This is a genomic window from Nocardia farcinica (assembly GCF_001182745.1).
Taxonomy (GTDB): Bacteria; Actinomycetota; Actinomycetes; order Mycobacteriales; family Mycobacteriaceae; genus Nocardia; species Nocardia farcinica.
In genome coordinates this window covers 2229884-2241982 of sequence record NZ_LN868939.1, presented here as the reverse complement: position 1 = coordinate 2241982, position 12099 = coordinate 2229884, and the positions used below count along the sequence as shown (strand labels likewise).

Sequence of the window (12099 nt, the reverse complement as noted above, 5' to 3'; positions counted from 1 at the left end):
CGGTGGCCGGGGGACGCGGCGCCGGTCACAGTCCACGATTGAGGCCGGCTCGACCGGGTATGCGGCTGATGTCAGCGACCGAGCCGATAATTCGGAGGTGTCAGAATGACACAGCACGAGAGTGGTCCGCGCGAGGGAATCAAGGGCGTCGTCGAGGACGCCAAGGGCAAGGTGAAGGAAGCCGCCGGCGTCCTCACCGGCCACGACGACCTCGAGCAGGAGGGCCGCGCCCAGCAGGACAAGGCCGAATCCCAGCGCAAGGCCGCCGAGAAGGAGGCCGCTGCGGAGAAGGCGCGTTCGGAGGCCGACGTGGACGAGGCGCGCCAGCGCGCCCACCAGGACGACAACCGATAAGAACACCCCGGAGGGCGGGTGGGCCGGTGGCTCACCCGCCCTTCGGCGTACTCAGCCGCGCCACCACGGTGCCGAGCCCGTCGGCGAGCGCGCGCCGCTGCTGTTCGGTGAGCACGTCGATGAGGGCGCGCCGCACCGTCGCGACGTGTCCCGGCGCCACCTCGGCCAGCCGCTCCCGGCCCGCGGGCGTCAGCACCGCGAGCACGCCGCGATCGTCGGCGTCGGCGGCTTCGCGCCGCACGTACCCGGCCTTCTCCAGCTGGCCGATCTGATAGCTCAGCCCGCTCTTGGAGGTGAAGAGCGCATCGGCCAGCTCGGTCATCCGTAGTCGCGCCTGCGGCGCCGCCGACAACCGGACCAGCGTCTCGTACTGGGGATGGGACAACCCCTCCCGCTTGAGATGCTGTTCGATCTCCCGATTGACAAGGGCCCCCGCACCCAGGAATGCCTCCCAGGCGCGCATCTCGTCGGCGTCGAGCCACCGTGTCTCGGTCACACCACCACCCTAACCATGTTGTTCAAATTTGAACTAGGCGCTATGCTGGCATCGTTCAAATTTGAACTATCTGGACCGAGAACGGAGTGAGTCATGGCGAGCACCACCACCGAGCGCATGCCGGTGCTGTACCTCTCGCACGGCGCGCCGCCGCTGGTCGACCACGAGCGCTGGCCCGCCGAGCTGGCGGCGTGGGCCGCGGAGCTGCCGCGGCCCACCGCGATCCTGATCGTCTCCGCGCACTGGGAGGCCGCGCCCATCGCCCTCGGCGCCACCACCACGGTGCCGCTGGTCTACGACTTCTGGGGCTTCCCTCAGCACTACTACGAGGTGCGCTATCCCGCGCCGGGCGCGCCCGACCTGGCGCGCACGGTCCGCGGCCTGCTCGGGGCAGGTGTCGCCGAGGTCCCCGACCGCGGCCTGGACCACGGCGCCTACGTGCCGCTGACGCAGATGTACCCCGACGCCGACGTGCCCGTTCTGCAGCTGTCCATGCCCACCCTCGACCCCGAGGCGCTGTTCGGGATCGGGCGCAAGCTCGCCCCGCTGCGCGAGGAGGGCGTGCTCGTCGTCGGCAGCGGATTCTTCACCCACAACCTGCGTGCCATGACCGAGGACGACGTCCACGTGCATCGCTTCACCGCCGAGTTCGACGATTGGGGCGCCCGCGCCCTGGCCGACCGCGACCTCGACGCGCTGCTCGATTTCGAACACAAGGCGCCGGCGGCCCGGCTCGCGCACCCGCGCGCGGACCACTTCGCACCCCTGTTCGTCACGCTCGGCGCGGGCGAGAATGAGCTGGACACGTTACGAACGGTCATCGACGGCTACTGGTACGGCATGGCCCGCCGCTCCATCCAGGTCGGCTGAACCGCACCCCGGTCCACCGGCGTATACCCACCGAACAACCCGGACAGTAAGGACACGGCATGACGACCACGACCGGCAACACCGCATCCACCGCACTCACCCCGGCCCGGGTCAACCCCGGCGTCGACGTCGGCCTGCTGATCCTGCGCTTGGCCGTCGGCCTCACCATGGCCGCGCACGGGTCGCAGAAGCTGCTCGGCTGGTTCGACGGCCCCGGCCTGGACGGCACCGAGGCCATGCTGTCATCGATGGGTTATCCCTCGCCGCAGATCTTCGCCGTCATCACCGCCGTCACCGAGACCTTCGGCGGCTTGGCGCTGGCCCTGGGCCTGCTCACCCCGCTGGCCGCCGCCGCGATCCTCGGCACGATGGTCAACGCCATCTCGGTCAAATGGGGCGGCGGCTTCTGGGCGCCCAAGGGCATCGAATACGAGCTGCTGCTGGCGCTGGGCGCGACCACGCTCGCCTTCACCGGCGCGGGCCGCATCTCCGTCGACGCGGCGGTGCCCGCGCTGCGCTACCCCCGCCTGGCCTCCGGCCTCGGGTTCGTGATCCTGGGCCTGGTGGTGGCCGGGGTGGTCCTGCTCATCCGCAACTGAGGCGGCGCCGGTCCGCCGAGCGGGTCGGTACGCTCGTCTCATGACGCAGCTCGCCCCGTCGCCGCTCGGCACCGGCGTGGACCGGCTGATCGATCTGCTCGCCGGCCTGCGCGTCGCGGTGCTCACCGGGGCGGGCCTGTCCACCGACAGCGGCATCCCCGACTACCGCGGGCCGGACTCACCGCCGCGCAATCCGATGACCTACCAGCAGTTCGTCGGTGATCCGGTGTTCCGCCGCCGGTACTGGGCGCGCAATCACATCGGCTGGCGGCGCATGGACGCCGCCCGCCCCAACCCCGGCCATCGCGCGCTGGCCCGGCTCGAACGGCTCGGCGCGGTCGGCGGGGTGATCACCCAGAACGTCGACCTGCTGCACACCAAGGCGGGCAGCCGCCGGGTCATCGACCTGCACGGCACCTACGCCCGGGTCCGCTGCCTCGGCTGCGGGGCGCTGATGTCCCGGATGACGCTGGCCGACCTGCTCGAGGCCGCCAATCCCGGCTTCGCCGACGCCGCGACCGCGACCGGCATCGAGGTCGCCCCGGACGCCGACGCGGTGGTCGAGGACACCGAGCACTTCCGCATGGTCGACTGCGCGCACTGCGGCGGCATGCTCAAACCCGACATCGTCTATTTCGGCGAGAACGTCCCCAAGGACCGCGTCGCCGCCGCCTACGACCTCGTCGACTCCTGCGACGCCCTGCTCGTCGCGGGCTCCTCGCTCACCGTGATGTCCGGCCTGCGCTTCGTGCGCCGCGCCGCTCGCAACGGCCACCCGGTGGTCATCGTCAACCGCGGACCCACCCGCGGCGACGACCTCGCCACCCTGCGCCTGGACGCGGGCTGCTCGCCCACGCTCGCCGCGTTCGCCGCGCACTGCGGCGACACCCCCGGCTGACCGGCCCGGCCTCGCCGCGGGCGCCGTCGTGCCGCCCCTCGAATCTCGCTGATCGCAACCGTGTTCCGGCCCGCAGGCGGCCCCTAGCGTGGCAACGCACTCCCTCGCGTTAGGACCGTTGCCCGATGACACTCCAACTGGATCCGGTCGCCACCGCACCCCCGCCCACGGCCGTGCCGGTGCCCACCCCCGCCACCACTGCACCACTGTCGGCCGCGTGGCGGCGCGCGACCGGCCTGGCGCGCAAATCCGCCGGATTGGTGCTCGTACTGATCCTGTGGCAGCTCGGCGCGCGCGGCTGGCTCGGCGCGACCACACCCGCTCCCACCGAGGTGGTGGCAGCGGGCTGGGATCTGATCAGCTCCGGGGAGCTGTGGCGGCATCTGGCGGCGTCCGCACGCCGGGTGGGCACCGGGTTGGCGCTCGGAATCGGGATCGGACTGGTCCTCGGTGTGGCGGCCGGATTGTTCCGGCTGGCCGAGGATCTGGTGAACGCACCGGTACAGGCGCTGCGGATGATGCCTGCGCTCGCGCTGCTGCCGGTGTTCATCATCTGGTTCGGCATCGGCGACTCCTTCAAGATCGCGTTGATCGCCGTCGCGCCGGTCTTCCCGATCTACCTCAACGTCTTCGCCGGTATCCGTTCGGTGGACCGGCGGCTGGTGGAGGCCGGGGAATCGCTCGGCCTCAACCGCTTCGAGCTGACCACCCGCATCATCCTGCCCGGCGCGCTGCCGCAGATCTTCGTCGGTCTGCGCCAGGCACTCGGCATCGGCTGGCTCGCGCTGGTGGTCGCGGAGATGCAGACCACGCCGGTCGGGCTCGGGTTCCTGATGAACGACGCCAAGGAGTTCCTGCGCACCGACCAGATCTTCCTGGTGCTGGTCGTCTACGCGCTGCTGGGGCTGCTCAGCGACCTGCTGGTGCGGCTGCTGGAGCGGCGGTTCCTGGCCTGGCGCACCGGATTCGAGGGGCAGTGATGGCCGGCTCCACCACCACGACGACGACCACCACGACGACCGCCGCGGTGCGAGTGCGCGGTGCGGGCCGCGCCTTCGCCGGGCGGCAGGTGCTGCGCGGCGTCGACCTCGACATCGCGCCCGGCGAATTCGTCGCGCTGCTGGGCGCCAGCGGATCGGGCAAGAGCACGTTGCTGCGCGCCATCGGCGGCCTCGACCGCGGTTTCACCGGCACGCTGGAGGCGCCGCGCTCGAAGGCCATCGTGTTCCAGGAGCACCGGCTGATCCCGTGGATCTCGGTGTGGCGCAATGTGGTTCTCGGCGTGCGCGGCCGGGACCTGGCCGCGCGCGCCCGCACCGCGCTCGACGAGGTCGGCCTGTCGGCCGAGGCCGACGCGTGGCCGGCGACGCTGTCCGGCGGCGAAGCACAGCGGGTGGCACTGGCCCGCGCGCTGGTGCGTCACCCCGACCTGCTGCTGCTCGACGAACCGTTCGGCGCGCTGGACGCGCTCACCCGGCTCAAAGCCCAGGCGCTGGTGGCGCGGCTGTGGCAGCAGCACCGGCCGGCGGTGGTCGATCCCGAATTCTCCGCGCTGCGCCGCAGGTTGCTGCTGGCTCTCGGCGTGGACCCCGACGCACCGACAGGAGCGCAGTCATGAACGAGACCCGAGCCGACGCAACCTGGCAGAGCAGCACCGACGTGCTGATCATCGGCGGTGGCCCGGCCGCGGCCTGGGCCGCCGTGCACGCCACCGAAGCCGGTGCCGAGGTGACGCTGGTGGACAAGGGCTACTGCGGTACCAGCGGCGCGACCGCACCCGCGGGTACCGGCGTCTGGTACGTCGCGCCGGAGCCGGCCGCCCGCGCCAGGGCCAAGGCGAGCCGCGAGGCACTGGGCGGACACCTGGCCGACCACCGCTGGATGGACCGGGTGCTGGATCAGACCTACACCAACATGCACCGCCTCGCGGTCGAGGGCCGCTATCCCTTCCCGGTCGACCCCGCCACCGGCGAACAGATCCGCACCGGCGTGCAGGGCCCGGAGTACATGCGCCGGATGCGCGCCTGGCTCAAGCGGATCGGCGTGCGCATCCTCGACCACTCCCCCGCGCTGGAGCTGCTCGTCGACGACGCCGGGGTGGTACGCGGCGCGGCGGGCCATCAGCGCCAGCTCGGCCGCGACTACCGGATCACCGCGGGCGCGGTGGTGCTGGCCACCGGCGGGTGCGCGTTCCTGTCCCGCGCGCTGGGCACCAACGTCGACACCGGCGACGGCGCGTTGATGGCCGCCGAGGTCGGGGCCCGGTTCTCCGGTATGGAGTTCTCCAACGCCTACGCCATCGTGCCCAAGGGTTCCACGATCACCAAGACCGCCTACTACGGCTACGCCACCTTCTTCCACGAGGACGGCCGGGTGCTCGAGGGCGCGGGATCGCAGAAGGGCCGGTCGGTGATCGCCCGGGCGCTGCTGCACGAGCGGGTCTTCGCCCAGATCGATCGCGCCGACGACCGGGTGCAGGCGCAGATGCGGCTGGGCCAGCCGAACTTCTTCCTGCAGTTCGACCGGCGCGGCATCGACCCGTTCCGGCAGCGTTTCGAGATCGACATGCTCGCCGAGGGCACCGTGCGCGGCACCGGCGGCATCGACGTGGTGGACGACGACTGCGCCACCACCGTGCCCGGTCTGTTCGCCGCAGGCGACGCCGCCACCCGGGAGCGCATCTGCGGCGGATTCACCGGCGGCGGCAGCCACAACTCCGCGTGGGCGATGTCCTCGGGCAGCTGGGCCGGGCGCGGCGCGGCCCGGTTCGCGCTGCGCTCCGGGCGACCGGCCGACGCCCGGCTGCGGGGCGCGGGCCGGGTCGGGTTGCGGCCCAGCGGGTCCGGCGCGGTGGACGCCGCCGAGGTGGTGGCGGCCGCGCAGCGCGAGCTGATCCCGTTCGAGAAGAACTACCTGCGCCACGGCGACCGGTTGCGCCCGGCGCTGTCCGAGCTCGACGCGCTGTGGACCGCGGCGGCGTCCGGCCTGGGCGGGCACACCGGCGAACAGCGGGTGCGCGCCCGGCAGGCCGCCGCCATCACCGCCGTGGGCAGGCTGATGTACCGCTCGGCGCTGGCGCGTCCGGAGACACGCGGCATGAACAAGCGGGCCGATCACCCCGAGCAGGACCCGGCCCAGCACCACCACATCCTGGCCGGTGGCCTGGACCGGGTGTGGACGGACACCGGGCCCGCGCACCACAGCGGACTGGCGGTGGCGTCGTGATCGAACTGCTGCGCACCGAGGACTGCATCGGCTGCGACAAATGTGTGGACGCCTGCCCGACCAACGTCTTCGACCGGACCGCGAGCGGCATCCCGGTGATCGCCCGGCAGAGTGACTGCCAGACGTGCTTCATGTGCGAGGCCTACTGCCCGGCCGACGCGCTCTACGTCGCCCCGCAGGACACCCCGCTGGCCGACCCGACCGCCATTCCCGCCGACCAGATCGGCCGGTACCGCGAGAAGCTCGGCTGGGGTCGCGGCCGCAGGCCGGGCAGCCTCGTGGCACTCGGCCCCGAGCTGCCGCACGGCACCCCACCGCCGCGACTGCGGTCCTGATCCCACCACCGGAAAGAAGCTCCATCCCATGCGTACCCTGCGGCTGGCCGCCGCGCTCCTGCTGTCCACCGCCCTCGTCGCGCTCACCGGCTGCGGCGCGGGCTCCGACGAGTCGGCGACCCGGGCCGAGATCCAGACGCTGCGCGTCGGCGTGATCGGCACCGGCAACGTGCTCACCGGCACGCTCGGCTTCGCCCACCAGCGCGGCGCGCTGCTGCCTGCGCTGCAACCGCTGGGCGTCGACGCCATCGAGGTCTACAGCTTCCCCAACGGCCCCGATCTCAACCAGGCCCTGGTGGGCGGCAGGCTCGACGTCGCCACCTACGGCGACACCCCCGCCCTGGTCGCCAAGGGCAGCGGCCTGCCCACCCGGCTGCTGGCGGTCAACGCCGTCGGACTGAACGCCGGTGTGGTGGTGCGCGATCCGGCGCTGCGCACGCTGCGCGACCTGGCGGGCAAGAAGATCGGCGTGCAGTCCGGCTCCTACATCGACCGCTATCTGCAGGGCGCGCTGCGCGCCGAGGGCATCGAGGCCGAGCTGGTGCACCTGCTCTCCGCCGACGCGGAGGCCCCGCTGACCAACGGCGACGTGGCGGCGGTCGCGCTGCCGGATGTCAACCCGTCGTCCTTCCTGCAGGCCTTCCTGGCCAAGGGATTCCGGCTGGTGGACTCGGTGCGGGAGAACCATCCCGAGCTGGCGGGCACCACCGCGGCGGTCAGCAGCCAGCCGTTCCTGGACACCCACCCGGAGTTCGGGCCGACCTGGCAGCGGGCGCTGACCGAGGCCAACGCCTACGCCGCCGCGCACTGGGAGGAGTACGTGGCCTACGAGGTCGCCCAGTCCAAGGCGCCGGAAGCGGTCGTGCGCGCCACCGCCCACCCGGACTACATCCCCACCGGCCTGTTCGACGAGGCCGGGGTGCGGCTGCTGACCGGCACCAAGGAGTTCCTGGTGAACCAGGGCAAGATCCGCCAGGACTTCGATCTGCACGAGTGGTTCTACCAGCCGGAGGGCCGGACGGCGGGCTGAACCGCGCGGGCGTGCCGCGGCGGGTTCAGCCGCGGCCGAGTGCGCGCTCGAGCTGGCTCTTGTTCATGCTCGAGCGGCCCTTGATGCCGCGCTTCTTGGCCTCGTTGTAGAGCTGGTCGCGGGTGGGGCCCTTCGAGCCGCTGTGCGAACGCTGTCCGCCGCGCTGCTGCGGGGAGCGGTCCTTGGTGGAGGAGCGGCTGGCGGTCTTGGTCTGGCCGGCCTGCGCGCGGTTCTTGTTCACGGTGCGGGCGGCGATCTCCTTGGCGCGCTTGGTGCCCGCGCCGCGCTCCTTCGCCGAGTCCTTGATGTGCTCGTACTGCCGTTCCTGTTTGTCGGTCCATTCCTTCGGCATGACACACCTCCTCTGTGGCGCGGGATACCCGGCCCGGCCGCGGTCAACCGGGGGCTACTCGTAGGCGGGATAGGGCCGCTCGCGCAGCAGCCCGGCGAGGTGGGCGGCGTTGCGGGCCATCGCCGCGGTGGTGCTTGCCACCGTCTCGGGCGTCTCGTCCAGGTCGATGTAGTCGGTGGTCTGCATGGCGTTGCCGTTCCAGTAGGTGCAGCCCTGCGCCGGGATGGTGAAGCCGATGTCGTTCAGCCCCTGGAAGAGATCGGCGACGATCTTGTGCGCACCGTCCTCGTTGCCGACCACCGCGGCCAGTCCGACCTTGCCGACCATGGCGGGCCTGCCCTGGTCGTCGGTGGTCGACAGTTCGGCGTCGAGTCGTTCCAGCACCCGCTGCGCCACCGACGACATGTGCCCCACCCACGTCGGCGTCGCCACCAGCAGGATGTCGGCCGCGGCGATCCGCTCCCGCAGCTGCGGCCACTGGTCGCCGTCCCCTTCGTCCGCGGTGACGCCGGGCCGGACGTCGTAGTCGACCACCCGCACCAGCTCTCCCCGCACCCCGTGCCCGCCCAGCCGGTCGAGCACCTGTCGCGCGATCAGTTCCGAACTCGACTGCGCCGAAGACTTCTTCAACGTGCACACCAGTGCCAACGCCGTCGGTGCCACCATGCCTCGCCTCCTGCCCTCGCGGAAAGTCCGTTCACCGGCAGCCTTACCCGGTGCCGAGTGACGCAATCGGGGCTCGTCGTTGGCGGGCCCGCGCCGGTGTGTCGTGTAAGACTGGGCCGGTGAGCGAGGAGAGCAAGCCCACGAAGGAGATCGGAACGGGCGCCCGGACAGCGCGGGACCGGGGCGACGTCATCGGCCAGGGGTTGTTCTGGCTCGCCAAATGGTCGCTGTGCATCGTCGCGGTCGCGGCGGGGGTGTGGGTGGTCTGCTGGACCATCGCGCTGCTGTGGGTGATCGTGCTGCCGGTGGCGCTGGCGCTGGTGGTGGCCACCGTGCTGTGGCCGCCGACGCGGTGGCTGACCAACCACGGGGTGCGGCCCGGGCTGGCGGCGACGCTGTCGGTGCTCGGGTTCCTCGGCATACTGGCCGGAGTGATCGCGTTGATCGTGCCCTCGGTCGCCGATCAGGCGCCGGACCTGGCCGACAAGGCCAGCGAGGGCATCAACAAGGTGCGCGACTGGTTGCGCGGCCCGCCGCTGCGCATCCGCGACGAACAGCTCGACCAGGCCGTGGACACCATCGGCAACCGCCTGCAGTCCAGTGCCGAGCAGATCGCCACCGGCGTCTTCAGCGGCGTCACCACCGCCACCTCCGCCCTGATCACCCTGTTCCTGGTGCTGGTGCTGGCGTTCTTCTTCATCAAGGACGGGCCGAAGTTCCTGCCCTGGCTGCACAGCGTCACCGGGGCGGGCGCGGGCAGGCACTTCGAGGAGGTGCTCAACCGGATCTGGGTCACCCTGGGCGGATTCATCCGCACCCAGGCGTTGGTGAGCCTGATCGACGCGGTGCTGATCGGCGCGGGCCTGGTGATCCTCGGTGTCCCGTTGTCGCTGGTGCTGGCGGTGTTGACCTTCATCGGCGGCTTCATCCCGATCGTCGGCGCGTTCGTGGCCGGCGCGCTCGCCGTGCTGGTCGCCCTGGTGGCCAACGGCGTGACCACGGCGCTGATCGTGCTGGCGATCATCATCGCGGTGCAGCAGCTGGAGGGCAACATCCTGCAACCGGTGCTGCAGAGCCGCAGCATGCAGCTGCACGCGGTGGTGGTGCTGCTCGCGGTCACCGCCGGTGGCTCGCTCTACGGCATCGTCGGCGCGTTCCTCGCGGTGCCGGTCGCGGCCGTGGCGGCGGTGATCCTGCGCTACGTCGGCGAGCAGATCGATCTGGTGACCACACCGCCGCCCCCGGACCAGGCGGAGGCGTCGGCGAAGACCGACTGACGCGGGCCCCGGCCGAGCCCGGCCGGCGCGGATTTCGGCGCGTCCCGGCGCGACGTCCGCCGCTGTGGCACGGTGGCGTATATGAAGACGATCCTGATCACGGGGGCGACATCGGGTATCGGATCGGCGGCGGCCGAGCAGCTCGGCGCGCGGGGGGAGCATCTGATTCTCGTCGGTCGCAACCCGGAGAAACTGGCCGCCACCGAGCAGCGGGTGCGGGCGGCCGGCGCGGGCGCGGTCGACACGCTGCGCTGCGATGTCGGCTCGCAGGCGGCGATCCGCGAGCTGGCCGAGCAGGTCCGGCAGCGCTACGACCGCCTCGACGTGCTGGCCAACAACGCGGGCGGGCACTTCCCCGACCGCGCGCTCACCGAGGACGGTGTCGAGACCACCTTCGCCGTCAACTATCTCGGCCCGTTCCTGCTCACCGAACTACTGCTGGACCTGCTGCTCGACAGCGCCCCCGCGCGGGTGGTGTTCACCTCCTCGGTGCTGCATTTCGGCGCCCGCCTCGACCTGGACGATCTGCCCTTCGAACACGGCTACACCGGCGAGAAGGCCTACAGCCGTTCCAAGCTGGCGCTGATCCTCTACACCCGGGAGCTGGCCCGCAGGCTCGACGGCACCGGCGTGACGGTCAACGCCTTCCACCCGGGCGCCGTGGCGACCGGCATCTGGGACACCATGCCCTGGTACGGCAAGCCGCTGGCCGCGATCGCCAAGCGGATCTTCATGATCTCGCCGGAGCAGGGCGCCGAAGCCCTCACCTATCTGGCCACCGACCCCGAGGTGGCCGACACCACCGGCTGCTACTTCCAGCGCAACAGACCTAAGCAGCCGGGCCGGCGCGCCACCGACGACGAGCTGGGCGCGCGGCTGGTCGAGGTGAGCGCGCGGCTGTGCGGACTGCCCACCCCGCTCAAGGCCGGTGATGCGCGCGGCGGTACGCCGCCGGCGTGAGTCCGGTCCAGCGTTTGAACGCGTGGATGAACGGGGTGGCCTCGGCGTAGCCGAGCCGGATGGCGATGTCGTCGACCGACAGCGGTGCGGCGGTGAGCATCTCCTCGGCCAGCGCTCGGCGCACCTCGTCCAGCAGGGCGCGGTAGCTGGTGCCCGCCTCGTCCAGGCGGCGGCGCAGGGTGCGCGCGCTCATGTTCAGGTCGCGGGCCACCGCGTCGATGGTGGGTGGCGTGCCCACCCCCATCGCCCCGCTGCCGGGTAGCAGCCGCTCGCGCACCTCGGCGGCGATGCCGGTGCGGGCGGTGCGGCGGCGGATCAGCTCGTGGCACTGCGCCACGCACATCTGCCAGGTCGGCTGATTGGCTTGCGGCAGAGGGCGATTCAGCACCTCGGGGTCGATCGCGAACAGCGTGTGCTCGCTGCCGAACCGCGGACGCACTCCGAACACCGAGGCCATCCGGGCGGCGTGTTCGGGTTCGGGACAGGCGAATTCGGCGCGGGCGAGGTTCAGCCGCTCGCCGAGCAGGTCGCTCATCACCCGGTGGATGGCAACCACGTCGCGTTCCACCAGGAAGTTCCGCACGTCGGCGGGGATCAGTTCATGGTTGATCCAGGCCACCACCTCCCCGGGCCGGAACTCCACGATCGGGGTGCAGAAGGCGTAGCCGAGGCGGTAGTAGCGCAGCGCCAGCGTGATGGCCTCGCGCAGGGTCGGGCTGGTGACACACGCGTAGCCGAAGATGCCGAAGGTGCTCACCCGGTACCGCCGGCCGACCCGCAGGCCGAGACCGGGCTCACCGTCGAAGGCGGCCAGCAGGTTGCGCACCGCCGCCAGCTCGGTGCGCGCGGGGATCTGGCGGTCGGGTTCGGCCAGCGCCTGCTCGTCGAGTCCGGTGCCGGCCAGCACCCGCTCGACCGGTACCCCGTGCCGGGCGGCGAACTCGGCCATGACCGCGACCCCGGCGACGCCGCGCGGGAAATCCCACGTACGGACCTCGGGGTGGATGGTGCTCACCCCCCGATTATGGCCGAAAGTA

General features: G+C 71.7%; 15 protein-coding genes. 11 read left to right on the top strand and 4 right to left on the bottom strand.

The genetic code is table 11. The annotated features are described in order from the left end of the window. Window positions 1–105 precede the first annotated feature (105 nt). Window positions 106–354, top strand: a complete 249-nt coding sequence (mbp1, locus tag AMO33_RS27100) for a microaggregate-binding protein 1 (RefSeq protein WP_060594753.1) — start codon at window positions 106–108, stop codon at window positions 352–354. A 31-nt stretch (window positions 355–385) separates the two neighbouring features. On the opposite strand, the gene AMO33_RS27095 is transcribed toward mbp1, so the two are convergent. Further along, on the bottom strand, window positions 386–850 hold the full coding sequence (locus tag AMO33_RS27095; RefSeq protein ID WP_060594752.1) for a MarR family winged helix-turn-helix transcriptional regulator: 465 nt from the start codon (window positions 848–850) through the stop codon (window positions 386–388). 93 nt (window positions 851–943) lie between these two features. Between AMO33_RS27095 and AMO33_RS27090 the strand changes: the two genes are divergently transcribed. From AMO33_RS27090 to AMO33_RS27055, 8 genes are all read left to right on the top strand, one after another. Next, window positions 944–1720: a dioxygenase family protein gene (locus tag AMO33_RS27090; protein WP_060594751.1), complete on the top strand. Its 777-nt coding sequence runs from the start codon at window positions 944–946 to the stop codon at window positions 1718–1720. 59 nt (window positions 1721–1779) lie between these two features. After that, window positions 1780–2319, top strand: coding sequence for a DoxX family protein (locus AMO33_RS27085; RefSeq protein WP_011210871.1), 540 nt, complete (start codon window positions 1780–1782; stop codon window positions 2317–2319). 40 nt (window positions 2320–2359) lie between these two features. Then, window positions 2360–3217 (top strand): NAD-dependent protein deacetylase, encoded by an 858-nt coding sequence (locus AMO33_RS27080; RefSeq protein WP_060594750.1) that lies wholly within the window; start codon window positions 2360–2362, stop codon window positions 3215–3217. A 125-nt stretch (window positions 3218–3342) separates the two neighbouring features. Continuing rightward, the gene (locus AMO33_RS27075) at window positions 3343–4197 is read left to right on the top strand and encodes an ABC transporter permease (protein ID WP_060594749.1); all 855 of its coding nucleotides are present in this window, start codon (window positions 3343–3345) and stop codon (window positions 4195–4197) included. Beyond that, entirely contained in the window at window positions 4197–4835 is a 639-nt protein-coding gene (locus tag AMO33_RS27070) for an ABC transporter ATP-binding protein (protein WP_060594748.1), read from the top strand. The genes AMO33_RS27075 and AMO33_RS27070 overlap by 1 nt, the downstream gene beginning before the upstream one ends. Beyond that, window positions 4832–6442 carry an FAD-binding protein gene (locus tag AMO33_RS27065; RefSeq protein WP_060594747.1) on the top strand — a complete coding sequence of 537 codons (1611 nt, stop codon included), beginning with the start codon at window positions 4832–4834 and terminating at the stop codon, window positions 6440–6442. Before AMO33_RS27070 ends, AMO33_RS27065 begins: the two co-directional genes overlap by 4 nt. After that, window positions 6439–6777 carry a 4Fe-4S dicluster domain-containing protein gene (locus tag AMO33_RS27060; RefSeq protein WP_011210876.1) on the top strand — a complete coding sequence of 113 codons (339 nt, stop codon included), beginning with the start codon at window positions 6439–6441 and terminating at the stop codon, window positions 6775–6777. The genes AMO33_RS27065 and AMO33_RS27060 overlap by 4 nt, the downstream gene beginning before the upstream one ends. Before the next feature lie 28 nt (window positions 6778–6805). Beyond that, entirely contained in the window at window positions 6806–7807 is a 1002-nt protein-coding gene (locus tag AMO33_RS27055; protein WP_011210877.1) for an ABC transporter substrate-binding protein, read from the top strand. A 25-nt stretch (window positions 7808–7832) separates the two neighbouring features. Here the strand turns inward: AMO33_RS27055 and AMO33_RS27050 are convergent, their stop codons facing one another. Further along, window positions 7833–8159, bottom strand: a complete 327-nt coding sequence (locus tag AMO33_RS27050) for a hypothetical protein (protein WP_060594746.1) — start codon at window positions 8157–8159, stop codon at window positions 7833–7835. Window positions 8160–8213: 54 nt separating this feature from the next. Next, window positions 8214–8825 carry a flavodoxin family protein gene (locus tag AMO33_RS27045; RefSeq protein ID WP_060594745.1) on the bottom strand — a complete coding sequence of 204 codons (612 nt, stop codon included), beginning with the start codon at window positions 8823–8825 and terminating at the stop codon, window positions 8214–8216. A 119-nt stretch (window positions 8826–8944) separates the two neighbouring features. On the opposite strand from AMO33_RS27045, the gene AMO33_RS27040 reads away from it, so the two are divergent. Together AMO33_RS27040 and AMO33_RS27035 are read left to right on the top strand one after the other, a co-directional pair. After that, on the top strand, window positions 8945–10102 hold the full coding sequence (locus tag AMO33_RS27040; RefSeq protein WP_060594744.1) for an AI-2E family transporter: 1158 nt from the start codon (window positions 8945–8947) through the stop codon (window positions 10100–10102). An 81-nt stretch (window positions 10103–10183) separates the two neighbouring features. After that, window positions 10184–11062 (top strand): SDR family oxidoreductase, encoded by an 879-nt coding sequence (locus AMO33_RS27035; protein WP_050768145.1) that lies wholly within the window; start codon window positions 10184–10186, stop codon window positions 11060–11062. On the opposite strand, the gene AMO33_RS27030 is transcribed toward AMO33_RS27035, so the two are convergent. Beyond that, window positions 11022–12077, bottom strand: coding sequence for an AraC family transcriptional regulator (locus AMO33_RS27030; RefSeq protein WP_060594743.1), 1056 nt, complete (start codon window positions 12075–12077; stop codon window positions 11022–11024). The genes AMO33_RS27035 and AMO33_RS27030 overlap by 41 nt on opposite strands. Window positions 12078–12099: the final 22 nt, after the last annotated feature.

Bases quoted from the DNA above. Each gene is read 5' to 3' on its own strand.
- mbp1 (WP_060594753.1), top strand. From the start codon at position 106: ATGACACAGCACGAGAGTGGTCCGCGCGAGGGAATCAAGGGCGTCGTC.
- AMO33_RS27090 (WP_060594751.1), top strand. From the start codon at position 944: ATGGCGAGCACCACCACCGAGCGCATGCCGGTGCTGTACCTCTCGCAC.
- AMO33_RS27085 (WP_011210871.1), top strand. From the start codon at position 1,780: ATGACGACCACGACCGGCAACACCGCATCCACCGCACTCACCCCGGCC.
- AMO33_RS27080 (WP_060594750.1), top strand. From the start codon at position 2,360: ATGACGCAGCTCGCCCCGTCGCCGCTCGGCACCGGCGTGGACCGGCTG.
- AMO33_RS27075 (WP_060594749.1), top strand. From the start codon at position 3,343: ATGACACTCCAACTGGATCCGGTCGCCACCGCACCCCCGCCCACGGCC.
- AMO33_RS27070 (WP_060594748.1), top strand. From the start codon at position 4,197: ATGGCCGGCTCCACCACCACGACGACGACCACCACGACGACCGCCGCG.
- AMO33_RS27065 (WP_060594747.1), top strand. From the start codon at position 4,832: ATGAACGAGACCCGAGCCGACGCAACCTGGCAGAGCAGCACCGACGTG.
- AMO33_RS27055 (WP_011210877.1), top strand. From the start codon at position 6,806: ATGCGTACCCTGCGGCTGGCCGCCGCGCTCCTGCTGTCCACCGCCCTC.
- AMO33_RS27050 (WP_060594746.1), bottom strand. From the start codon at position 8,159: ATGCCGAAGGAATGGACCGACAAACAGGAACGGCAGTACGAGCACATC.
- AMO33_RS27045 (WP_060594745.1), bottom strand. From the start codon at position 8,825: ATGGTGGCACCGACGGCGTTGGCACTGGTGTGCACGTTGAAGAAGTCT.
- AMO33_RS27035 (WP_050768145.1), top strand. From the start codon at position 10,184: ATGAAGACGATCCTGATCACGGGGGCGACATCGGGTATCGGATCGGCG.